Origin of the sequence: Mongoliitalea lutea (assembly GCF_014652135.1) — a bacterium.
Classification (GTDB): Bacteria; Bacteroidota; Bacteroidia; order Cytophagales; family Cyclobacteriaceae; genus Mongoliitalea; species Mongoliitalea lutea.
Map to the genome: position 1 here is coordinate 1 of NZ_BMYF01000021.1, position 23702 is coordinate 23702.

The window sequence follows — 23702 nt, forward strand, 5'->3', positions numbered from 1 at the left end:
TTGACCAGCTTCTGGATTGACTACTGCTGAATTTTTCAGGAATCTCTATACCGAACTGGTAAAGAGTAGCTTTAACCCTGTTCTTTTCAGAGGTTAGCATTTTGGGCAGTGCAAAGTGTTGCCTCAAAAGCTTTCTGTCAATCTCGATATGGACAGGAGGTACATCAATCCCTTCAAATCCGTTGGAGCGGAGTAATTGAGCCAACTTTCTACTGTCAGATTTATCGGACTTCTGTTGCCTGTCCTTATGACTGGTAGGTACATCCATAGCGTGGACTACCTGGCAGTCTACACCAAGATTTCTAAGGCTTCTACAAATTGTAAACCCATTGAAACCAGATTCATATACAGCCTTATAATCTGCACTAGGATAATGCTTATTCAGATAAGACACTAAGGATACAGGGTCTGGATCCCTTGACATGGTCTTGAGTTCGAACTTGTCGGTAAGTAATGTTACCTTCCAACTTTTCAAATGACAATCAATTCCAAGATAAATAGATTGTCCGGTAAATGAATCTTTACTAACTTTAGTAGATGGCATAAGCGTTCTGTATTTAAAGGTTAAGGTTGAAATTCTTCCTTTAATATACGAAATTTAGCTTATGCCTATTTTTCAAACATAATACCTTTGCGCCTTAGCGTGACACCCCCCCCCAAAAAAAATAGCAACCCTTGAATCCCCTCTTTCAAGCAAGGAGACTCAAGGGTTTTACTTTTATGACCATAAGTTGGAAGGATATTCACCCTTTTCATGAAGTGCCTTCAAGGCTTCAATCACTCCAGGCTTATCCTCTGTATACGTTACCCCAAACCATGTCTTGCCGCCTTCTAAGATTTCAAAGGCTGCTTTGCCTGCTTGAATCAGGTTGTTGGCAATAGTCGGTATAAAAAATTCGGACTTGAGATTTTCCTGGTTAGTGGGAAGAAACTCCTTCCACATGGATTCAATGTCAGAGAATACCGCTGGATGAAAACCCCAGAAATTCATGGAAACAGGCGTGCCCGTCGCAATCTCCAAAACCTCCCCATCTCCTTTGGCTAGAATTTTCTCTCCTTCACGTGCAATAGCCGTGCGTTCGGTCATGCCAATGAGTTGGTTAGCGTCATTCATTTCGCAGACTCCTCTAGAAACTGTCCCATTTTCGGATAATACATTCTCAATAGCATAGCCAACCATCGCATGTAAGTTGGGCTGAACGCCATTGCTCAAAAACTTTCCTAGTACTTCAAAAGCCTCTTTTCCATAAAAGTCATCTGCATTGATCACAGCAAAGGGTTCGGCGACTGCATCTTTGGCGCATAACACGGCATGAGCTGTGCCGTAAGGCTTGACACGGGCCGGGTTCTGGAACTCTTCGGGAACAAAAGACTGCAAAGACTGTATCACAAAGTCAACTTCGATTTTTCCCTTGACCTTTGGTAGTATCAGTTCTTTGGTAGCTTCCAGGATTTCCTCTCGTACGATCAGGACCACTTTTCCAAAGCCAGCTCTGATGGCATCAAAAATTGAATATTCCAGAATAATTTCTCCGCTTGGTCCAAATCCGTCGATTTGTTTATTTCCTCCATACCTGCTGCCCATTCCGGCAGCCAATACTAAAAGTGTTGGTTTTGTCATGAAATCAATTGGTTAGTAGAAACGCAAATTTACTCTTTTACGGGTACTTTAAAAGGATTGTGTTTTTTTTGCTTTCATGAGCCAATTTTTCTTAAAAAATCAATTTTTAGCTAAAGCAGGTATTAAAAATAACTATCTAATTTCAAAAATGTAGTAAAATCATCGAATAAGGATTTATCTAAATCTTGAAAAAAGAAAAAATGCATAAAATTTGGCATTGATGGTTAAAAAACTGGTCAAAAATATTTTTTTATCAAAAAAACCGCTAGATTAGCATCGAAAACCTACTAAACCGAATAAAATATTGTAGAAAATGAAAAAAATCGAAGCAATTATTAGAACATCCAAATTTGAGGACATACATAAATGTGTCGCAGGTTTGGGGGTGAAATTTTTCACCTTCTATGAGGTGAAAGGTATGGGTATGGAACATCCCAAGGTTCAAACCTACAGAGGTATCGCCTATGAACCGGCTTATATTCCCCGTACAAAGATTGAAATCGTCACTGCGGATGAGCATGTGGAGGATATTGTCAACTGCATCCTTACCCAAGGTAGAACAGGGGAAGTTGGGGATGGTAAAATCTTTATTTACGAAGCCTTAGAAGCGTACAGAATCCGAAACAATGATACTGGAGAGGCTGCCTTATAATTCCGTTTCTTTATCGATCACTCACCTTTAACGTTCAAACCTATGAATCAAGAAATCTTTACTATAAATAATTTGTGGATGATGGTGGCCACTATTTTGGTTTTCATCATGCACTTGGGCTTTGCTAGCTTAGAAGCTGGACTGACCCGCGCCAAAAACACGGTAAACATCCTATTTAAAAATACCATTATTCCAGCCATCGGTTTATTGACTTATGCCTTTATTGGCTTTAATTTAATGTATCCGGGAGATGACTTTGTGGGTAGTTTCTTTGGCTTTGCCGGAATCGGCCTGTCTTTACCTGAAGGCTGGAGTACCTCTGAATACAATGAAGGATATACCTTTTTTACTGACTTTATTTTCCAGGCCATGTTTGCAGCTACTGCCGCGACTATTGTGTCAGGTGCTGTTGCCGAAAGGATCAAATTAGGACCATTTATCTTCTTCTCTTTGCTCTATGTGGGCATCTGTTATCCAATCGTGGGTATGTGGAAGTGGGGAGGAGGGTTCTTGGATGCACTGGATATTCCTTTCTATGATTTTGCTGGTTCTACCATCGTGCACTCCGTCGGAGGATGGGGGGCTTTGGTGGGAGCATTTTTGCTAGGGCCAAGGTTAGGAAAATACACGGCAGATGGTATGAAGCCTATTCCTGGGCACAATATCCCAATGGCCACTATCGGTGTGTTCTTGCTATGGTTTGGCTGGTTTGGATTTAATGGAGGTTCCGTGTTGACCGCCGATCCGGGAACGGTATCCTTGGTCTTTGTAACCACCGCCATTGCGGGGGCAGCGGGAGCTTTTGGAGCTTTGATTGCCTCGTACCTGAAGTTTAAAACATATGATATCACCATGGTGTTAAATGGTGTGTTGGCAGGGTTAGTGTCCATCACAGCAGGAGCCGATCTGATGGGTGTAGGTGAAGCTGCTATCATCGGATTTATCGGAGGAACTTTAGTAGTCTTTGCAGTGGTGTTCTTTGATAGAATCAAAATTGATGATCCGGTAGGTGCTATTTCTGTTCACTTAATCTGTGGGGTTTGGGGAACCTTAGCTGTAGGGTTGTTTGGAGATTTAGCAGGAATGGGCCAAGTATGGTCCCAATTGATCGGTATTGGTGTAGTGGGTGCTTTCTGTGTGGGGACTTCTTGGTTGATTTTCTTTAGTTTGAAGAAAACTATCGGAATTCGTGTAGATGAGCGGGAGGAATTAGAAGGGTTGGATATCAACGAGCATAGCATGTCAGCCTACCCTGATTTTGCAACAAAAGATTAAATACAATTGACTATAGCCATTATATGCAAAAAGCCGGGATGATTTTCATGCCGGCTTTTTTCGTTAAAAGGCTTTTAAGCTAATATCGAGAGATTTTACCGTATGGGTCAACGCTCCAACCGAAATAAAATCAACGCCACATTCCGCCACATCGGCTAGCGTCTCTTCGGTAATGCCCCCCGATGCTTCTACGAGGTATTTTCCATCAATAAGGTTTACTGCTTGTGTCATGGTAGCAATGTCCATATTATCCAACATGATGAAGTCTATGCCTCCAATTTCCAAGACCTGAGCGACTTCATCCAAGCTACGGGTTTCTACTTCAATTTTCAGATCCAACTGATGCGTACGTAGATACTCTTTCGTATTGGCAATGGCTTGTGCAATCCCTCCTGCAAAGTCAATATGATTGTCTTTAAGCATCACCATATCGTATAAAGCAAAGCGATGATTCACTCCGCCTCCTATAGCTACAGCCCACTTTTCCATCATGCGGAAATTAGGGGTTGTCTTTCGGGTATCCAGTAATTTGGCTTTGGTGTGTGCTATTTTTTCTGTTAGGTAAGCAGTTTTTGTAGCAATGCCACTCATACGCTGCATGCAATTGAGGACCAGGCGCTCTGTACTCAAAATGGAGGAGGCTTTTCCCCGTACGATCAATCCAATATCTCCAGGATTAACTTTTGCCCCATCAGGGATGAATCGCTCTACCTGAAGGCTTGGGTCGTATTGATGAAAAATCTGCTCCGCCAGGTCCATGCCTGCTAAAACACCGGCCTCTTTGATGATCAGTCTTGCCTGACCGGTACGGTTTGGGTCAAAAGCGGCCAAGGAGGAATAATCTCCTGGGCCTATGTCTTCCTGTAAGGCAGCATGGATAAACGCTTGAATGCGTGCTGTGGTTAAGTAAGGTAAGTTTTTCACAGCGCAAAGGTAGGGATATTTGCGATTAGTCCTTGATGATGTCTAATGCAAAGATGGTAAATGCGTCTTTTTCAGACCTTGCTTTGATGAGAATTTTGAAGCGCTGATCTAGGGAGAAGTAATGGCCCATATTTGCGGTAATATCCTGACTTCCTGCGCTTCTATTGAGCAAGTTGAAGTCTTGAGGTGGATATTTTCTGAAAAAATCACGCATGACCTGTTCGGCTTGATTTCTGGAGTAAATACCCGAATTTCCGCTGATATTTATTTCCACGCGGGAGCCAAAGTAATGGGAGAGTTCCTTGCTGGATCCGTTTTTGAAGCTGTAGGCCAATTCTTCCAAGTCATTGTGTACAGTCACAGCACTTGGCTGACTCCACAATGGAAGAATCAAAAGACTTAAAACGATAATAAAGGTACTCAGGTTTGTCATGATGAAGGTAGTTAAACAAATATTAAGCCAAAAAGAGAAAAAATATTTCAGTGCTAATTTTGTGGTATAGCTAAAGAATAGGCATTTTTACGCTCTCTTTAATTTTTGTTTGAATAAAACACACATGCGACATGAATAAGAAAGTTGTTTTAATGATTTTGGACGGTTGGGGTTTGGGTACCAATCCAGCAGTATCTGCCATAGAAAAGGCGCAGACTCCATTCATGGACAGTCTATTTAAAACATACCCACATAGTAAGCTGGATGCCTCCGGTTTGGCGGTAGGTTTGCCTGAGGGTCAAATGGGGAATTCAGAAGTGGGGCATATGAATATCGGTGCCGGAAGAGTAGTCTATCAGGATCTGGTAAAAATCAATAAAGCTGTTGAAGAAGGCGATTTAAATACGCATCCGGTCTTGCAGGAAGCCTTTGCCTATGCCAAGGAGCAATCCAAAGATGTACACTTTATTGGATTGGTGTCGGATGGTGGGGTTCATGCACATATCAATCATCTGAAAGGTCTATGCGATGCTGCTAAAGCAAATGGCTTGCAAGAGGCCTTTATCCATGTGTTTACGGATGGGAGAGATACTGACCCCAAAGGTGGGTTGGGATATGTAACCGAATTACAGGAACATTTAAAAAATTCTGTTGGGACCATTGCATCGGTGGTTGGCAGATACTATTCCATGGATCGTGATAAGCGCTGGGAGCGGGTGAAGTTGGCCTATGACGCTTTGGTGAAAGGTGTGGGTGAGCGTTCCAAAGACATCAAAGCTGCCATTGCCAAGTCTTACGATAATGGTGTCACAGATGAGTTTATCCGTCCAATTATTCAAGCCAATGGAGAAAACAAGCCAGTAGCGACGATCAAAGAAGGAGATGTAGTCATTTGTTTCAATTTCAGGACAGATCGTGGAAGAGAGATTACGCAGGTATTGACTCAAGAGGACTTTGAGGATTACAGCATGAAAAAGATGAATCTCCATTATGTAACCTTTACCAACTATGATGATACGTTTAAAGGGGTAAAGGTCTTATTTGAGAAAGATAATTTGAATAACACCCTTGGGGCAGTCTTGGAAAAAGCGGGGAAAAAACAAATCCGAATTGCTGAAACAGAAAAATACCCACATGTGACTTTTTTCTTCTCGGGAGGAAGAGAGGTGGCTTTTGAGGGAGAAAGCAGAATTTTATGTCCTTCTCCAAAGGTGGCTACTTATGACCTGAAGCCTGAAATGGCAGCTTTCGAAATCGCCTCCAAAATCAAAACCGAATTGCGTAAAAAAGAAGTGGACTTTGTTTGTTTGAATTTTGCCAATGCGGATATGGTAGGACATACAGGGGTGTTTGATGCAGCAGTCAAAGCCTGTGAAGCGGTGGATGCCTGTGCCAAGCAAGTGATAGAACAAGCCTTGGAAAGTGGCTACACCACCATTGTTATCGCAGACCATGGAAATTCTGACATGATGATCAATGAAGATGGTAGCCCGAATACGGCCCATACAACCAATCTAGTGCCGTGCATCATGGTGGACAAGGAAGATGTTCTGAAAGTGAAGGATGGCAAGCTAGGAGACCTAGCGCCGACAATTCTCTCACTTATGGGTATTGATGCACCTGCAGAAATGACCGGAGATAATTTATTAGTGGGATGAGTTATGCTATGAAAAAGTCAGCAACCCGGTATTATTATTTCTTTGCATGCATTCTTTTCTTCATTGGTGTACAAGCTTGTAATCCTGCTTCAAGGGAAGCCTCTGAGGCTGATGAACCTGCTTATTTCCCTATGAAGGAATATGTAGAAGTCTTGGCGGAACAATTGTCGGGTAAAAATGTAGCCCGACAAATCACTGTTAACGGGGAAACGGAACGGAAGGAGGATTTATTCGAGTTGGAAGATTGGCTCAATGAATTTGATTTCTTTATCCAAAATGATATCAACCGTCCTGCCTTGGCCTCCGCGTATGCTACTACCCGAAGTGAGGAATACCTGATTCATGAATTAAAGGAAGGAGAAAAAAATAAGACCCGTAAATTGGTGGTGCGTTATGAAGACGGCCAAGTAAAGGAGTTAAGCTTTTTTGAAAAGAAAGAAAATTTCTTTTACACCTCAGAAATCAGAGGGGTCATGTTTTTCAATTCAGGGGACGGTTATTTGAGCCATTACTTGGTTGAGAGCTTCCAGGACGTGATTTGGTCCAAGCCTAATCGCATGGTCGTGCAAGGATATGTGCGCTATTGAGAAGGATTGATTGAAAAGGTTGTGGATTTAAACTGTGGTTTTGAGAACTTTATCGAAAAAAATAAAATCAACTTTTGTTAATTCGAGCAAAAGTCCGATATTTGCAGACTCAATTTAAAAAACGTCTATACTATTACGACAATATATCATGGCAAAAGTTTGTGACATCACCGGTAAAAGACCTCGAGTAGGTAACAACGTATCGCACGCGAACAACAAAACCAAGCGTATGTTTTATCCAAACCTACACAAAAAGAACTTCTACATTCCAGAAGAAGATGCTTGGATTACGTTGAAAGTTTGTTCCAAGGCTTTGAGAACAATCAACAAAAAAGGCGTTAGCGCCGTTTTGAAAGATGCTCAGGCTAAAGGTATGATCATCATTAAATAATCAGTCAGGTTAACGCATATAAATACTAGGAAGCGATGGCTAAGAAAGGTAACAGAGTACAAGTGATTATGGAGTGCACAGAGCATAAGGATTCTGGCCTTCCAGGTACTTCAAGATACATCACAACAAAAAACCGTAAGAATACGACTACACGATTGGAATTGAAAAAATACAACCCAATCATGAAGAAAATGACGGTTCACAAAGAAATTAAGTAATTAGGCACGGTGTTGTCAAAAACAACCTTTAATTCTCCAAAGATATGGCAAAGAAAGTAGTAGCGACTCTAAAGAAAGAAGGTGGTGTAACGTATGCTAAAGTTATCAGAGCAGTAAAATCTGACAAAACTGGTGCTTACACCTTCAAAGAAGAAATGGTTCCAACCACTATGGTTCAGGAAACGTTGAAGAAATAAGAATTTATTTCGATAAAATTCGAAATGTCCCTTCGAGCAATGACTTGAAGGGACATTTTCATTATATTCGGGCTTCAATTACATAACATTATGGGAATCTTCGGTTTTTTTTCCAAAGAAAAAAAGGAAAGTTTGGATCAAGGGCTTCAAAAGTCCAGTGAAAATATTTTTTCTAAAATCAGCAAAGCAGTTGTCGGAAAGTCAAAAGTTGACGATGAAGTTTTAGATGAACTGGAAGAAATCCTGATCACCTCTGATGTGGGGGTTGATACGACCATCAAGGTGATCCGAAGAATAGAAGAGCGGGTTGCAAAGGATAAGTATCTCAGTGCATCTGAATTGGATGTAATCTTGAGAGAAGAGGTGATGGGGCTTTTGGAAGAAAACAAAAGTGCCGATCTATCAGACTTTGATTTGCCTGCGGATAAAAAGCCTTATGTAATTATGGTGGTTGGTGTGAACGGTGTTGGAAAGACTACCACCATCGGAAAATTGGCGCATCAGTTCAAAGCAGCCGGTAAAACAGTTGTCTTGGGAGCTGCGGATACCTTTAGAGCTGCTGCCGTGGATCAGTTGATTTTGTGGGGTGAGCGAGTAGGGGTGCCGGTAGTATCTCATGGGATGAATACGGATCCTGCTTCTGTGGCCTTTGATACGGTGAAGAAAGGTGTGGAGATGAATGCCGATGTAGTAATCGTAGATACTGCAGGCCGTTTACATACCAAGGTCAACTTGATGAATGAATTGACCAAAATCAAGCGCGTGATGCAGAAGTTTATCGATGCCGCCCCGCATGAAATTTTGTTGGTACTAGATGGTTCCACGGGTCAAAACGCCTTTATCCAAGCCAAAGAATTCACCAAAGCTACCGAAGTTAGTGCCCTAGCCATTACCAAATTGGACGGAACTGCCAAAGGTGGAGTAGTTATTGGTATTTCTGATCAATTCAAGATTCCTGTGAAATATATCGGCGTAGGCGAAAAAATGACCGATCTACAGGTGTTTAATCGAAAGGAGTTTGTAGATTCTTTGTTTAAGAAGAAGTAAGCTGCTGAATGGCTTTGAATGAAGTCTCCTTTAGATGCCAATATAGCCATCCATTTTTTTTGAAATTATCATATTATAAATGATCTATTAGCTCCATCGGAGCGGGCGACATTTGACCAACGGGCTCCAACCCGTTGGTATATTTGAAACTTTTTTAAGAACATGCACCTATTTTTAAGCCACAAAATATATCGCCGATAGGCATATATCAACTTATTTCGCACTAGCATATTTCATTATCTATCCCTCCTAATCTCTCGATTTAATTATTTCTAATCTTACTAAAGCGGCTAATCAAAAATCGGTCTTAAGCCTCACATACCCATCATAATCATCTGATTCAGCATCCAACAGCTTGAGGTAAATTCCATCAGGAGTAAAAAACGGCGTGCGACTAATGATGGCGGCATTGAAACTAATCTCTGCTAGTTTCTGGAAATCAGCATCAAAGAAAAGTAATCGATGGTCTCTAATGACCTTCTCATCTATCTTTTTCTCTGATATAATCAGGTTCCTAATAAAGTGATTACGATATGGGTCCCAAGTGATGGTTCCATACCGACTACTTTCATGATTGGGTAAAAAGGCAATCATCTCTCCATACTGCTCGGTTTTTCCTTTAAGGAATTGTAGCTTTTCTGTTGAACCGGCATATCTCCATTCCTGTCTATCGGAATGAATGAGCAACAATGAATCTGAGGCAGGTAAGGAAATAACTTGTGCTTGAAGCTTTGGATGGTAAGTGTTGTAAAAAGTTCCCAACTCAATATCGTCTAAAAACTCTTTGTAAAGATCGGGGAAAGTAAATGAAGCCAAGGGTCTGATTTCGTCTGAGGTAAAATCTGCTTCCCAGATCCAAGGATTGTTTTCAAAACTTTCTTCTTTGAGAACAAAAGGTACTAATGGGATGATCAATTGTTGGTTTTCTTTGTCCCAGGAGATTTCTTGGCCTTTGAGGATATTGAAAAGCGCATTAGGTATTTTGCTATCCAAGGGAAATGGAATTCTTTTTAAAACCTTCCCCTTTTTGTCTAGCTGAATCAGTTCTTTGGGGCTGTTCAGAATAAAGATGTAATCATCTGTAATTAATCCCCCATAGCTAAAGGAACCAATGCCATCCGGACCTTCTTTTTCCAAAAGCTGTTTGCTGACCGGTGTGAGTTCGGGGTAGGGTATGGTGAAAAGGGTGTTTTGTGCCAATGCCATCAATGACTGCGAAGATGCATCGTAAGTAAAGGCGCTTGGGAGACGACTTGTCTCTAGGTCTTTAGCGATGTAAATGGTGTCAAGAATTAATTCTTCAATTGAAGCATACAGTACAGTGGGTGTTTTGGATTCTTGATTGGAGGTGCAGGAGAATAGCAATAAAAGTGAGGAGATTAAAAGAATCGTTGTTTCGAAAAGCTTTGTAAATTTCATGTCGGATTATTGTAGTTAACTAATAGGTTAAATTTAACGATTTCGTTGGGTATTCCAAAAATTCATCATTCAAAATTCGACGTTCGTCATTCGACATTAATACCCTACTTTGGTTCACGCCACGCTCGCTACGGTAGATCGCTACGTCCGCGGAGTGGTGGTCCACGAATGGCACGAATGTCACTAATTTAGTATGAATAAACCTTGGCTTGGAATACAGCCCAACTCCTATTTTTCATGTATCCTCCGTCTTTTATAAGCACAACCCCGATCCCAGCGGGATCACATGTTTATAGTACAAAAATATGCCTCGTAAAGAGTGCGACCCCTCAGGGGTCGAATGTGCTATATGCCAATATTTTAGCTATAAACATATGACCTCTTGGAGGTCATCTCATTCCGAACTTAATAACTGATTACGTTTTCTATTACCAGAAACCTACTTGGTATCCCGAGGGTCGGGACAGGCTCTGGTACTTAGTATTAGGTTCAATAATTCATCATTCAAAATTCGACGTTCATCATTCGACATTAATACCCTCCCTACTTTGGTTCACGCCACGCTCGCCACGGTGGATCGCTACGTCCGCGGAGGGGTCGTCCACGAATGTCACTAATTTATTCAAAATATGCCATTCCTGATATGATACCTGGCCTAAACCCTATTTTTTCCAATCTATACTAAGTCTTCCACAAGCATACCCCGATCCCAACGGGATCATATGTTTATAATACAAAAATATGTCTCGTGAAGAGTGCGGCCCCTCAGGGTCTGTTTGTCTGCAAAAGGCAGGGTCGAATGTGTTATATGCCAATATTTTAGCAATAAACATATGGCCGCTTGGAGGTCATCTCATTCCGAACTTAATAACCGATTACGTTTTCTATTACCAGTAACCTACTTGGTACTTTGTACTTGGTACACCCCCCTTTCACAAATCAAGGCTTAGGAACTACCCTCAAGGCATGCGTAGCGGTATGCACAGCTCCATACATATCGGTGGCTTGAATTTCTATGGTGTAGTCACCTGCGGGTAAGTTATTGGGAAGGGCTGCTCTCCACAAATGATCGGTTAGAGCCGGATTAGATGGCCTTCGGCCTGGGATGGGTGTTTGAGTAGTGTCCCACTCCATGACTTCTAACCAAAAACTTGGATCCAAACTTTCAAAATTGATCATGGGCTTCCATTCTCCACCGTTGATTCGGTAGTTAACTTTATCCGATGCTGCGCCTGTGAAAAAGTTGGCTACTAGTTGAGCGGTGGTCCGTACGCCTTCTACCAGAATTTTTGGTGCATGCACTTGCATCTGATAATCTCCTGATCTTCCAGCAGGCTTGTATCGGGCAGTATAGTTTGTTCCTTCAATGTCTAAATACACATATCCTTTAGGAGAGCCGTCTCGCTGGGTAGCAATTGGGGTGCCGTCTGCTTGTATTTTTCCACTATACCAATCCCCTGATGGTGTGCCAATATTGAAGTGATGGTGGGGCTTGTTTCCTTGAAAGCCATCCTCTTTGCCAAAAAAAGTTTGTTTCATGTAATGGGTATGTGCACTCATGGAAAGTGTGTTGGCAAATGGAGAGATCAATTCCAAGATTTTCTCTCTATCAGCATCTCGAAAACTATCGCCATTTTCTTCAAACAAAGGGATATGCATCAATAAGACAACCAATTTATCTTTGGGTACAAGCTTGAGGTTGTTTTCAATAAAGGCCAATTGGTCTTCCCGCAATCCTCCCCAATAACCTTGACCATCCCGTGGATCTGGGTAAAGGATGTTTTCGAGTACGACGAAGTGAGCATTTCCCTGATTGAAAGCATAGGTAGCAGGTCCAAAGGCAGCGGTAAAAGATTCGTCGCTGAATTCATCAGAAGCTGCATCAAAATTCATGTCGTGGTTGCCCATCACATGGAACCAAGGCAATCCAACCATACCAATAACTTCTTTGTAAGCAGGGAAAAAGTCAGGCCTATCTCCTACAATATCACCTAAGGATGCACCAAAACTCATTCCTGAAATTCCTTCAACCTCGGATACGATCCCTTTTCTAAAAAACTCCAACTCATCCAAACTGTATGGCTGAGGATCTCCAAAAATCAAAGCAGTGAATTTATCTGAGGAAGTGGTGGGGATTAATGCAAAATCTACTGATGCAGGTAGTGGTCCTGTAGGAGCAAACCCTGGGTATTTTAGATCAGCAGGTGAACCATTGGGTTTATGGGTATAAAAAAACTGAGGTAGATTATTCCTATCTACTGGTAGTTCGTGTGTAGATGGTTTGATCACAAAAATGGTCTGATGCTCTTGAATTGGTAATTCATAAGCTCCATTACTATCAGTCAGTACAACTTCCACTCCATTGGAAACAGCCACATTGGCAACACCACGTTCTCTGCGTTCTTTTTTTCCATTTTGGTTACTGTCCTCAAAAACAAATCCTTTGACAGTTTGCTGAGCATGAAGTGTAATGGTAAAGGAAAAGAAGATGGCTAGGAGAAGTAATTTTTTCATGGTCTTTGTTGATCAGATTGGATACGTCAAAAGTAGTGATTATTGATGGTAGTGAATTTAAGGGAAGGTTAAGGATTTATTATAAAATGGGGGAAGTACCAAAAATTTATCGATTTTACTTTTTAAATATAAGTTTCAATTAGATGCTCTTTTTTGGAGAATAATTTTAAAAAAAGCTATTCATTTTTGAATGTGTCACTAAATATCAGTGGCACTTTTTTGCTTAAAAAGACTACTTCCTTCTTTCTTAAAATCTACTAATATTTAGAGATATGGTTTGTGTAAATAATTCAAAAACAGGAGGTTAAAATTTTTATTATAGTTTTGGTTTCTACTTTCTAGTTCTACTTGCTTTTGTTAAACGATATCATGACTCTAATTTTATCACTGCCTAGAAAGAGAATTATTTTAACCAAACTAACCTTAAAATGATGATGTTGAAGATTTACAAAATTAAAAGACTATTACTACTTGCATGGTGCTTTTTTGGATTTCTGATTCTATTAAATAGTGCCAATGCTCAGGAGTCACTATTGGTTACAGGAACTGTAACCGATAAGGAAACTGGCGAACCATTAATTACTGCATTGATCTCTGTTAAAGGAGGTACTTCTGGGACTGCTGTGGACGCTAGTGGTAACTTTAGAATAAGCGTCGCACCAAATACTATACTAATCATTTCAAGCATTGGCTATAAAGCAAAGGAAATTATAGCTAATCAAGATCCATTAATTATTTCATTGGAACCAAATGAAGAGAGCTTAGATGAAGTAGTCGTTATTGGATATGGCCGTGTAAGAAAAAGCGACGCTACAGGAGCTGTTAGTTCTGTAAAACTAGACCCATTGAATAAAGGTTTAATATTAACACCCCAAGATGCACTGGTTGGAAAAATAGCAGGTGTAAATGTTGTTCCTGGTACAGGAGCTCCAGGCAGCGAAGGCATAATTAGGATACGGATGGGAGCATCATTATCTGCTTCGAATGACCCACTTATTGTGATTGACGGTGTGCCAATTGCTGGAAGTGCTCCCTTGAGTTCAATTAATCCCAATGATATTGAATCATTTACAGTATTAAAAGATGCCTCAGCAACAGCTATTTATGGTTCACGTGCCTCCAACGGTGTGGTAATCATTACTACCAAAAAGGGTGCCGCAAGATCAGGGAAACCCCAAGTGAGCTACACTGCTAACTTCATGGTAAACAGAGTATATGATTTTTTTGATGTTTTATCAGCTGATGAATACAGAGAGATATTTCCAGTAAAAGCAATTGCGCCAGAAGATTTTCAATTAGGTTCTGCTTCTACGGACTGGCAAAGAGAAATCTATCGTACTAGCTTTGGGACTGATCATAGCGTTTCATTAAGTGGGAATTCATTAAACGTTCCTTATAGGGTTTCAGTTGGATATACAAATCAAGACGGAATAATTTCAGAAAATAATTTTCAAAGAAGTAATGTAAGCTTAGGGGTTTCTCCAAAGTTTTTTGATAGTCATCTTTCATTAGATATAAATTTCAAGGGGATATGGGAAAACGAAAGACCAATATCTACTGGAGTGATCGGAAGCGCAATATCCTTCGATCCAACAAGACCCGTTAGGGAGCAGCATCCCAATAATATAGGACTTGGTTATTTTGTGTGGATGAACGAAGGAAACCCGATTTCTTTAGCACCTACAAATCCAGTAGCAAATCTTTTTCTTACTAGTAGACTGAACAAAGAGTTCAGAACTTTAGGGAATATAGCATTGGACTATGTTGTTCATGGTTTCGAGGATTTAAGGATTAATACTAATTTTGGTTACGATATCAGAAATCGAGATTTTAGTGAAATTATTCCTGATAATGCCCCTGCAACCTTTACATCTATAAGGAATGATGGTCGTGGAAGACAGCTTTTTTCAGAAAATCAGAATACAAATTTCATCTTTACTACCTATGCTAATTATAACAAGACCGTTAGAAATAGGAATAATTTTGACGCAATGGGTGGTTATGAATGGCAGAGGTTCTGGTATAGTATAAATCCCCAAAGCATCGTGCGTGATGTAGTTGATACATCCGTACCTGATGAAGATGCGTTATATTTACTTTCATTTTTCACCAGGGTAAATTATTCAATAGGTTCAAAAATATTATTCACGGGAACCTTACGAGCAGATGGATCATCACGTTTTAGCCAAGAAAACCGTTGGGGATATTTTCCATCAGGAGCAGTTGCTTATCGTTTAACAGAAGAGGCTTTTATCAAAAATATTTCAGCAATTTCAGATTTAAAGTTTAGAGTCAGTTATGGCAAAACGGGTCAGCAAGATATTGGAGGATATCATCCATCATTAGCCACTTATACTGTATCAACAAATGCTCAACGATATTTATTCGGAAATGAATGGATAAATATGATGAGACCAAATGGGTATGATCCAAATATTAGGTGGGAAACTACTTCTACATACAATTTAGGTTTTGACTTTAGTCTATTTAAGGATTATGTTTTTGGTAGTATTGATGCGTATCATCGTACCACAAACGATCTTCTTAATAGGATAGCGGTACCTGCTGGGAGTAATTTTACAAATATTATTGAAACCAATATTGGCAGTATGCGAAACCAAGGAGTTGAATTTGCTCTAGGAGGCACTCCAATAAAAAAGAATAATCTTGAATGGACTATTAGTGGGAATTTCACCTATAATAAAGCAACCATCACAAAACTCAACACCATTGATACAGAAGACAATTTTGTAAAAACTGGAACCATAAGCAGACGCGATTTTCAGATTCATAAAGTGGGTCATACTCCCAACACCTTCTTTTTACTACAACAGGCATATGATGATAACGGAAACCCATTAGAAGGACAGTATATCGGCAGGGATGGAGCAATAACTTCTAGTGAACAGGATGCAAACAAGTATGTTACAGGAAAAAGCTCTTTACCTCCATACTTCTATGGTATAAGTACAAGGGTAACATACAAATCTTGGGACTTCGGAATGAATGGACATGGAAGCTTTGGGAATTATGTTTTAAATTATCAACAAGCTGGCCAAACTCTTATGTCACTATTTAGCTCCGAGGGAGTCTCTAGCAATATTTCAAGGCAAGCACTAGATCGTGGATTTACAATGGAACGTTATTTTTCTGATATGTTTTTAGAATCGGGCTCATTTTTTAGGTTTGATAATATTACAGCTGGTTATACGATTAATAACATATGGAAAGAGGGCAGTATGTTAAGACTTGCATTAAGTGCCCAAAATATGTTACTTCTAACACGCTACTCAGGAGTAGATCCTGAAATTTTTAATGGTCTTGATAACAATGTTTATCAACGTCCGAGAATATTTACCTGTTCTATCAATTTTAACTTCTAATTCGACAAATAGCCATGAAAAGATTTAATTATTTACCATTTATCGCTGTAATACTCTTATCTACATTCACAACTGGTTGTTTCAAGGACTTGGATACATTACCCCTTAACGATCGACAATTAATTAGTGAACAGGTTTATGCAACCGAACAGGGATATTTAGCTGTTTTAGCCAAGATTTATGGATCGCTTATATTGAATGGTCAGGATGGGCCTGATCGAGATGGTGATCTTGGGGGTTTGGATGTTGGATATAGTGGATACACTCGTGCCATTTTTTATTTGCAGGAATGTTCCACTGATGAGGTAGCTCTTCATGCTGGAAGCTCGCAGGGATCTAGAGATTTCTTGTTCGTTAATTGGAATCCTTCTACACCTATTTTGCAATATGCCTACTATAGACTTTATATGACCATTGCGTATTGTAATGAATTTTTGAGGGAATCCACAGATGAAAAATTACAAGCAAGAGGTCTATTGGATCAAATGAGGTCAAATATAGAGTACTATCGCTCAGAGGCTAGATTTATTCGTGCATATAGTTACAGTATGATATGTGACTTGTATGGATCAGGGCCATTTATAGATGAATCAATGCCTGTAGGTGTGATACCTCAACAACGCTCTCGTGCTGAAATATATAATTTTGCAGTAAATGAATTAGAGGAAATTAAAGATAAACTTAAGTTGCCGGGTACCAACGATTATGGAAGGGTCGATCAGGTAGCAAGCTGGTTCTTATTAGCACGTATTTACCTAAATTCAGAAACTTGGGTTGGACAACCAGAATATCAAAAAGCATATGACTATGCATCCATGGTAATCAATAGTGGTCAATACCCACTTGCTTCAGACTGGCGTCATATTTTCCTTGCGGATAACAATACCTGTCAAGAAATTATTTGGCCATTGGTGCAGGACGGAGAATATACCATAAACAGTGCAGGCACAAATTTTCTTATGAAAGCATTAAATAATGGTCGCATGAGTAACTTTTATGTGACTGGAATAGGAGCACGTAGTTGGGGAAATGCAAGAGCAAAAACCCAATTAGTGGAAAAATTCTCTCCTAGCGATCAAATATTCGACATTGAAGATACTTGGGGAGATAAAAAAGCCGATAAGCGAGCTCAATTTTTCACAGAAGGTCATACCAAAGAAACTTGGAGAAGTAATCAACCTTTTATAAATGATTTCACGAACGGCTATGCCATAATAAAATGGCGTAATGTCAATAAAAACAGAGAAGAGCTTGTGCCTGGGGGAACGACCTATACCTACATTGACTATCCTATGTTTAGAACTGCGGATGCATACCTTATGGCTGCTGAAGCGATCTTAAGAGGAGCAGATGGTTCACGAGCTGTAGCGTTAGAATATGTTAATGAAATTAGGGATCGAGCCTATTTATCAGGAAGCTATGGTAATGATATATCAGGCCGAATTTCCGATGCTGAGCTAACTTTGGACTTTATTTTAGATGAAAGAGCAAGAGAGCTCTATACCGAATCAGTAAGGCGCACAGATTTAATTAGGTTTAATAAATTTACAAAAGGGTATAATTGGGATTGGAAAGGGAGTGACGGAACCGCAAATAATTTTTTAGGAAGAGATGTGGATGATAAATTCAAGCTTTTCCCAATCCCAGATAATGAGTTCACTGTAAATCCAAACTTAACACAAAACCCAGATTTCAGATAATTTATTTATCTCAAAAGTAATTATTAATCAAAAGGTGAAAGAATGAAAATATCTCATAATTTAAGAAGATTATCTTTAATATTTTGGATACATGTATTTATTCCAAACATATTAGTTAATGCGCAAGATGTTCGCAAAGAAATTTTTTCAACTATTGAAAAATCAGGTGGAGTTAATTTTGCGTATACAATACCAAATGACATTGAAGCCAATGTGCCACCCTCTGGATATGAGCCTTTCTATATCAGTCATTTTGGGAGACATGGGTCACGTTATCTTGTTAGTGATAAGGAGTATTTGAAGGTTATAAATGTTTTTGAAAAGGCAGATAGCGAACAAATACTTACCCCACTTGGTCAGGATGTTTTTAACCGATTAAAAATTATCTATAGTCAAGTGGAAGGAAATGGCGGAGAACTTACTCCTTTAGGAAAAAGACAAATGAATGAAATATCTGAGAGGATGTTTGAAAAATACCCTAATGTATTCATTCAGAATGCACAAATTACAGCGGTCTCTACAACAGTAGGGCGTTGTATAAATAGTATGGAATTGTTTTGTGAAGGATTAAGGGAAAAGAATCCTGTTTTAAATATAAACATGGATTCACATGAAAACCATATGGACTATTTAAATCATCATACCAGTCAGGCTGTTCAGTTTCGCTACGCAAAAGACACCTGGCTACCTGAATATGAGTTGTTTGAAGAATCACATATTATACCAGATAGGTTAATTAAATCCCTTTTTCTTAGTGTGGAACACTTGGGGCCTGAGTTTAAGCCAAGCTCATTCATGTTTGATTTATTCGAAATTGCTGGGAATATGCAAAATACAATGATTGATATTTCACTTTACGATTTGTTTCAAAAAGAAGAGCTATACAATCTTTGGCAAGCCAAAAACTATCAGCTTTATGTGAAATATGGTAATGCTGCTATTAATGGAGGCATGATGATGGAAAATGCAAAGCCCCTGCTTAATGATATTTTAAATAAAGCAGAGAATGTTATTTCAAAGAATGAGGTTGGCGCTTCTTTTCGGTTTGGGCATGACGGTAATATTGTTCCACTAGCTATGTTACTTCATATTCAAGGAACCTACAATAGCGTTGCTAACCCTCAAGATTATGCTAATTTTTGGAATGATTTTAAAGTTGCTCCAATGGCTGCTAATATACAAATGGTTTTTTACCGACATCCTGAAGTGAAAGATGTGTTAGTTACTTTTTTATATAATGAGCAAACAGTGAGTGTACCTCCAATTGAAACTTCTCTTTTTCCGTTTTACAAATGGTCGGATGTAAAAACATTTTACCAGTCCTTACTTCAAAAGCCAAGTAAAGTGCCAACATCCTAAATTACAAATGATTGAAAATAGGCAGGTTACAACTTTAAATTCATAAAATAGATGTAAAAAATAAGTTTAAAGATCATCTTCAGTAAAGATTATTCGAGTTCAGTTTATACCTGATAGTAAGTATTGAAACCTTATTTACGGACTTGTATTTTCAATCATTGTTGACAGGTAGCAAGTGAAGGATATAAGATTTCTTCATATAATGGAAATTAATAATCACCTATCTTCATGTCTAAACATGAAGATAGGGACAGATTAGGACGCTTTAATTCAATGAAAGTTTAAAGTAAAAGTATAAGATGGTAATTAGATATTAGGTTTGATTCAGTAAATTAGATGAGCAATGAATTGTATAAATTTTCGATTCTTATAACTTAGCACTTCTTGTAAAAACCAAAATTCCTCCTAACCATTGGATTTACTCCACTTCAAACAATTTGAAAGTTATATGTTAAGCAGAAAAAGAAAATTACCTATAGTCTTATTTTTTTTCTTAGCATTTCTTTGTTGCCATTACTCTGCATTTGCATCTCTTTCCAATCTTGATTCACTAATCAAGGCTATTGATAGTGCTATAGAAAATAAAGATTTTTTTACTAAACGAAAAGAAACAAAAATTGATAGTCTACATGCTGCTTTGGCAATATTTACTGATAAGAATAGAAAATACGATGTTAATTCATTTCTTTTTAAAGAATTAGAGCACTACGACTTAAATCGTGCCCTAAATGTTGCGAAAGAAAAACGAAAACTTGCCTTACAGCTTGGTGACAAACACCATATTGAGCAATCCCAAATGAATGTCGCTGAAATGCTTGGTAAAATGGGGATGTATAAGGAGGCATTCGAAATTTTAGATACCATTGATGTTGCGATAATTGATAAAAATAACAAGCAGTATCTTTACCACATTTACCATTCTACTTATTCTCTTTTGTATCAAAGTTCTTTATCTGATGAAGAGAGACAAAAGTATATACGGTATGTTTATCAATATAAGGACTCCTTGTTACAAGTGCTTGATAAAAGTAAATTAAATTATCAGCTGGTTTATACCGCTCGTCTTTTGGATTATGGCCATTATGACTCTGCCTTGGAATACATATTAGGAGCATATCCAAATTATTTGGACCAAAAAGATAACTTTTCCTTTGATTATACATTGGCCTCAGTATATGAGGCTATGGGCAATACTAACTTACAAAAAGAATATCTGGCTAGGGCTGCATTGCAAGATTTAATGAAGCCAGTTAAAAGTTATATAGCCCTTCGTAAATTGGCTATTATTTTGTTTCAAGAAGGAGATGTAAGTCGCGCCTACACTTATATTAAATGTGCGATGGAAGATGCACATTTTGCAAAAGCTCGATTTCGTATGATTGAAATCTCAGAAACTTTACCCATCATTACCGCTGCATACGAGCAACAGGTGAATGCTGAAAAAAGAAATCTTCGTAAATTACTTTACTTTAGTTTGGTCTTAGTAGCATTTTTATTGTTGATTTCTTTTATAGTGTTACAACAAATAAGAAAATTAAAAAAGGCTGAAATAAAGTTAAAAAATAAGACTAAAGAAATTTCAATAATGAATGATCAACTCAAAAGTTTGAATGATCAACTTGCGGAGTCAGATCATGTAAAGGAAGTCTATATAGGTTATGTATTTGATATCTGCTCGTCATATATAAATAAGCTGGAAAACTTCAGACTAACAGTTCACAAAAAGTTACGTTCTCAAAAAATTAACGATGCTATTCTTTTCACAAGTTCAACTAAATTATTTTCCGATGAGCTTAAGGAATTCTATCAAAGTTTCGATGCTATATTTCTCGGGATTTTCCCAAATTTCATAGATGATTTTAATGCTTTGCTCAGGGATGATAAACGTATTTTTCCTAAAGGAAATGAGATACTTACTCCAGAGTTGAGGGTATTTGCTTTGATAAGACTTGGTATTAGTGATAGTGGTAAAATTGCTTTAATTCTTCACTATTCACCTCAGACAGTTTATAATTATAAACTAAAGTTGAAAAATAAAGCTAAATCATCCAAAGAAGATTTTTTCACGAGCTTACAAAAGATTGGGAAGTGACTCTTGATGTCTTTTGCATATTTAAATCCTAATGTTCACTAATGTATCGGCTTAGTTACAGCTTAATAATGGTCTACCTGAAAGCGAATTAAAAAATTATAGAATCCTCTAGTTGGTATATTGATGATAATCTCAGCGTTACCTTGTCTTAAGGGGGATGGGGATTCGGCGCAACTGCTGACTAGTAAAAGTAGGGTTGCAATCCAATATAATTTGATGCTTTTCATATATACGGGAACGCAGTACAAGCAATAAACGCTACAAATAGCAGGTAATTTATTCGAAAATCTTGTAGATTAGTGTTTATAAGTTAGTCATTGTTTCCTGCTATGCGAAAATTAGTTGTTCTTCCGATAGTTTTTTTATTTGTTAGTTTTCATGCCATTGCACAAGAGCGGGAAATTATTCCTCTCAATGAGCATTTTTATCCTCTAGCTCTTGGGTTTGGAGAGCACACGTTCAATGATGTAAAAACAACACCTTCTGAGGGGGAAATCTCAGAAAAAATTTATACCCTAGATCATCGCTTAGTTCAGAATCGAAAGACAACCCTCGGGGACAATGGAGTAGAGCGCATACAAATTTCTACATACGGACCTGATGGGGATTTAATTTCAATTGAAATAACCGAATTTGAAGAAGGGCTAACATACACCCAAGTACACAATGGTAGTCGGGTGGTTTTAGAATTGGCCTGTGCCGGAAATTTTTGTGAGGGAGAGTTTAATGGGTCTTTTGTAGATAGGAATGTATTTAAGCCAAGCCTTAGATCAATGGATTCCTGGGAAAGGTTTATTCAGAGCGAATTAACTTATCCAGTCGTAGCTAGGAGAGTTGGGGCTCAAGGCACGGTTTTGCTAGGCTTGAAAATCAGTTCAAATGGTAGCCTGCTGGAAAAAGTAGTGATAAACCCAAATGAAGTTCATAAATCTTTGGCCAAGGAGGCTCTTAGAGTGATTGATCTTTATAAAGATGGTTTTGTGTATGCTGTGGACCTTCAAGACTACCCTATTGATGCATGGCTGTTTCTACCAGTAAGATTTGTTTTGGGTTAACAGTAATCTTAAAAACTCAGCACAGAAGTGATGCTTTTAGATACTTTTCTGGATAAGAAAAAATTGCGTTATTTTTATATTAAATGGTATTAGTTTCGCTTTTTTACAATTTTAACTGCCTCATTTAGAGTATATTTCTCAAACCTTATTGAATTTATCTTTTCAACTTAAACTATTTTTAAGATGGGGATTTCTATTTTAATGGCAGATGATCACCGGCTTTTCGCTATCGGGGTCAGTAAGCTCCTGGAAGGGTTTCCGGAGTTTAAATTAGTAGGACAAGTTGAAAATGGAAGGGAAGTTATCCTGTATTTGGAGAAGAACTCGCAAGTGGATGTATTGGTCATAGATTTGAATATGCCTATCATGAATGGGATTCAATTGTTGCCATATTTAAACCGGAAGTATCCTGAAATCCGAAAACTTGTCATGAGTGGACAGCGGAATAAAACTACGCTTGAGATGTGTAAAAATCTGGGGGCTAATGGTTTTATTGGGAAAGATGCTTGCTTACAGGAATTTACCGATGCCTTGAAAAGGATAGCTACCGGAGGAGAATACTTTCCATGTTTTGAAGCTTTACATAATCATCGATCCAATGAAACGCCTTGCCTTTATCAAAAAATGCGTGATGTGTTTTGCTTGTCAGATAGGGAAACAGAAATCCTTCAAATGATCTTAAACCAAGCAGAAGGGAAGGAAATTGTTAATAAGCTACACTTGAGCCCTCATACCGTCAAAACACACCGAAAAAATATATATCGTAAGCTGAATGTTCACAATGTATCAGGTTTGTTAGGTTTGATCCGAGAGCATCCTCAATTGTAGAATGTGTACCTTTTTATGGTTGGTAGATTCTTATTTCAGGAAGCTGGCTCCCATGCAAGGCTGCATTATTCATTCTAATTTTTCCTCTAAAGCTAGAATAAGTGGTAGATGATCTGAAAAGCCACGTGTATTGAAACTACTTGGGGAAGAAGGTCGCCCAAATCTAATGGGAGTTCGATGGATGCCTCGTTTCATATTTGGAAGTGAAAATACTCCATGGCTAGCGTTACTCAAGTCAAATGCTCCTTGGCTATCCAAAAAGCCTTTGCTTACCATCATTTGATCAATTAATAAGCGTTCATTTCCAAAGACATATAAATTATCTTCGTGTGAAGGTTGAAAAAAGGTC

At 38.7% G+C, this 23702-nt stretch carries 21 protein-coding genes; 14 read left to right on the forward strand and 7 right to left on the reverse strand.

The window, feature by feature from the left end:
- Both IE080_RS15385 and IE080_RS15390 read right to left on the reverse strand, forming a co-directional pair.
- The coding region (locus IE080_RS15385) for an IS110 family transposase (protein ID WP_189584603.1) at positions 1 to 544 on the reverse strand (544 nt) is incomplete at its 3' end.
- Positions 545 to 718: 174 nt separating this feature from the next.
- Entirely contained in the window at positions 719 to 1621 is a 903-nt protein-coding gene (locus IE080_RS15390) for a nucleotidyltransferase family protein (RefSeq protein WP_189584606.1), read from the reverse strand.
- 313 nt (positions 1622 to 1934) lie between these two features.
- On the opposite strand from IE080_RS15390, the gene IE080_RS15395 reads away from it, so the two are divergent.
- Together IE080_RS15395 and IE080_RS15400 are read left to right on the forward strand one after the other, a co-directional pair.
- Positions 1935 to 2273 carry a P-II family nitrogen regulator gene (locus IE080_RS15395; protein ID WP_189584609.1) on the forward strand — a complete coding sequence of 113 codons (339 nt, stop codon included), beginning with the start codon at positions 1935 to 1937 and terminating at the stop codon, positions 2271 to 2273.
- Positions 2274 to 2315: 42 nt separating this feature from the next.
- Positions 2316 to 3548, forward strand: a complete 1233-nt coding sequence (locus tag IE080_RS15400) for an ammonium transporter (RefSeq protein ID WP_189584612.1) — start codon at positions 2316 to 2318, stop codon at positions 3546 to 3548.
- Between the two features lie 63 nt (positions 3549 to 3611).
- Here the strand turns inward: IE080_RS15400 and nadC are convergent, their stop codons facing one another.
- Both nadC and IE080_RS15410 read right to left on the reverse strand, forming a co-directional pair.
- The gene (gene nadC, locus IE080_RS15405) at positions 3612 to 4472 is read right to left on the reverse strand and encodes a carboxylating nicotinate-nucleotide diphosphorylase (protein WP_189584615.1); all 861 of its coding nucleotides are present in this window, start codon (positions 4470 to 4472) and stop codon (positions 3612 to 3614) included.
- 25 nt (positions 4473 to 4497) lie between these two features.
- Positions 4498 to 4905, reverse strand: coding sequence for a DUF4783 domain-containing protein (locus IE080_RS15410; protein ID WP_189584618.1), 408 nt, complete (start codon positions 4903 to 4905; stop codon positions 4498 to 4500).
- Positions 4906 to 5036: 131 nt separating this feature from the next.
- Here IE080_RS15410 and gpmI point away from each other — a divergent pair, with 131 nt between their 5' ends.
- From gpmI to ftsY, 6 genes are all read left to right on the forward strand, one after another.
- Positions 5037 to 6563 carry a 2,3-bisphosphoglycerate-independent phosphoglycerate mutase gene (gpmI, locus tag IE080_RS15415; protein WP_189584621.1) on the forward strand — a complete coding sequence of 509 codons (1527 nt, stop codon included), beginning with the start codon at positions 5037 to 5039 and terminating at the stop codon, positions 6561 to 6563.
- Positions 6564 to 6571: 8 nt separating this feature from the next.
- Positions 6572 to 7150, forward strand: a complete 579-nt coding sequence (locus IE080_RS15420; protein ID WP_189584624.1) for a hypothetical protein — start codon at positions 6572 to 6574, stop codon at positions 7148 to 7150.
- A gap of 148 nt (positions 7151 to 7298) precedes the next feature.
- Complete coding sequence (gene rpmB, locus IE080_RS15425) at positions 7299 to 7541, forward strand: 50S ribosomal protein L28 (RefSeq protein WP_189584627.1); 243 nt, start codon at positions 7299 to 7301, stop codon at positions 7539 to 7541.
- Positions 7542 to 7576: 35 nt separating this feature from the next.
- Complete coding sequence (gene rpmG / locus IE080_RS15430; RefSeq protein WP_189584630.1) at positions 7577 to 7759, forward strand: 50S ribosomal protein L33; 183 nt, start codon at positions 7577 to 7579, stop codon at positions 7757 to 7759.
- Between the two features lie 44 nt (positions 7760 to 7803).
- The gene (locus IE080_RS15435) at positions 7804 to 7956 is read left to right on the forward strand and encodes a DUF4295 domain-containing protein (protein ID WP_189584633.1); all 153 of its coding nucleotides are present in this window, start codon (positions 7804 to 7806) and stop codon (positions 7954 to 7956) included.
- 90 nt (positions 7957 to 8046) lie between these two features.
- Positions 8047 to 9003 carry a signal recognition particle-docking protein FtsY gene (gene ftsY, locus IE080_RS15440; protein WP_189584636.1) on the forward strand — a complete coding sequence of 319 codons (957 nt, stop codon included), beginning with the start codon at positions 8047 to 8049 and terminating at the stop codon, positions 9001 to 9003.
- 294 nt (positions 9004 to 9297) lie between these two features.
- Here ftsY and IE080_RS15445 read toward each other — a convergent pair whose 3' ends face one another.
- Positions 9298 to 10422, reverse strand: coding sequence for a DUF4221 family protein (locus IE080_RS15445; protein ID WP_189584639.1), 1125 nt, complete (start codon positions 10420 to 10422; stop codon positions 9298 to 9300).
- Positions 10423 to 11361: 939 nt separating this feature from the next.
- A complete protein-coding gene (locus IE080_RS15450; RefSeq protein WP_189584642.1) occupies positions 11362 to 12936 on the reverse strand; it encodes a calcineurin-like phosphoesterase family protein in 1575 nt (524 codons plus the stop codon).
- Positions 12937 to 13364: 428 nt separating this feature from the next.
- Between IE080_RS15450 and IE080_RS15455 the strand changes: the two genes are divergently transcribed.
- From IE080_RS15455 to IE080_RS15480, 6 genes are all read left to right on the forward strand, one after another.
- On the forward strand, positions 13365 to 16319 hold the full coding sequence (locus IE080_RS15455; RefSeq protein WP_229800679.1) for a SusC/RagA family TonB-linked outer membrane protein: 2955 nt from the start codon (positions 13365 to 13367) through the stop codon (positions 16317 to 16319).
- A 14-nt stretch (positions 16320 to 16333) separates the two neighbouring features.
- Entirely contained in the window at positions 16334 to 18019 is a 1686-nt protein-coding gene (locus IE080_RS15460; protein WP_189584645.1) for a RagB/SusD family nutrient uptake outer membrane protein, read from the forward strand.
- Positions 18020 to 18061: 42 nt separating this feature from the next.
- A complete protein-coding gene (locus IE080_RS15465) occupies positions 18062 to 19378 on the forward strand; it encodes a histidine phosphatase family protein (RefSeq protein WP_189584649.1) in 1317 nt (438 codons plus the stop codon).
- Between the two features lie 448 nt (positions 19379 to 19826).
- Complete coding sequence (gene susR / locus IE080_RS15470; RefSeq protein WP_189584652.1) at positions 19827 to 21470, forward strand: SusR family glycan utilization regulator; 1644 nt, start codon at positions 19827 to 19829, stop codon at positions 21468 to 21470.
- A 329-nt stretch (positions 21471 to 21799) separates the two neighbouring features.
- Positions 21800 to 22525 (forward strand): energy transducer TonB, encoded by a 726-nt coding sequence (locus IE080_RS15475; RefSeq protein WP_189584655.1) that lies wholly within the window; start codon positions 21800 to 21802, stop codon positions 22523 to 22525.
- A gap of 183 nt (positions 22526 to 22708) precedes the next feature.
- A complete protein-coding gene (locus IE080_RS15480) occupies positions 22709 to 23353 on the forward strand; it encodes a response regulator (protein WP_189584658.1) in 645 nt (214 codons plus the stop codon).
- Between the two features lie 69 nt (positions 23354 to 23422).
- On the opposite strand, the gene IE080_RS15485 is transcribed toward IE080_RS15480, so the two are convergent.
- Positions 23423 to 23632, reverse strand: a complete 210-nt coding sequence (locus IE080_RS15485; RefSeq protein WP_189584660.1) for a hypothetical protein — start codon at positions 23630 to 23632, stop codon at positions 23423 to 23425.
- Positions 23633 to 23702 lie beyond the last annotated feature (70 nt).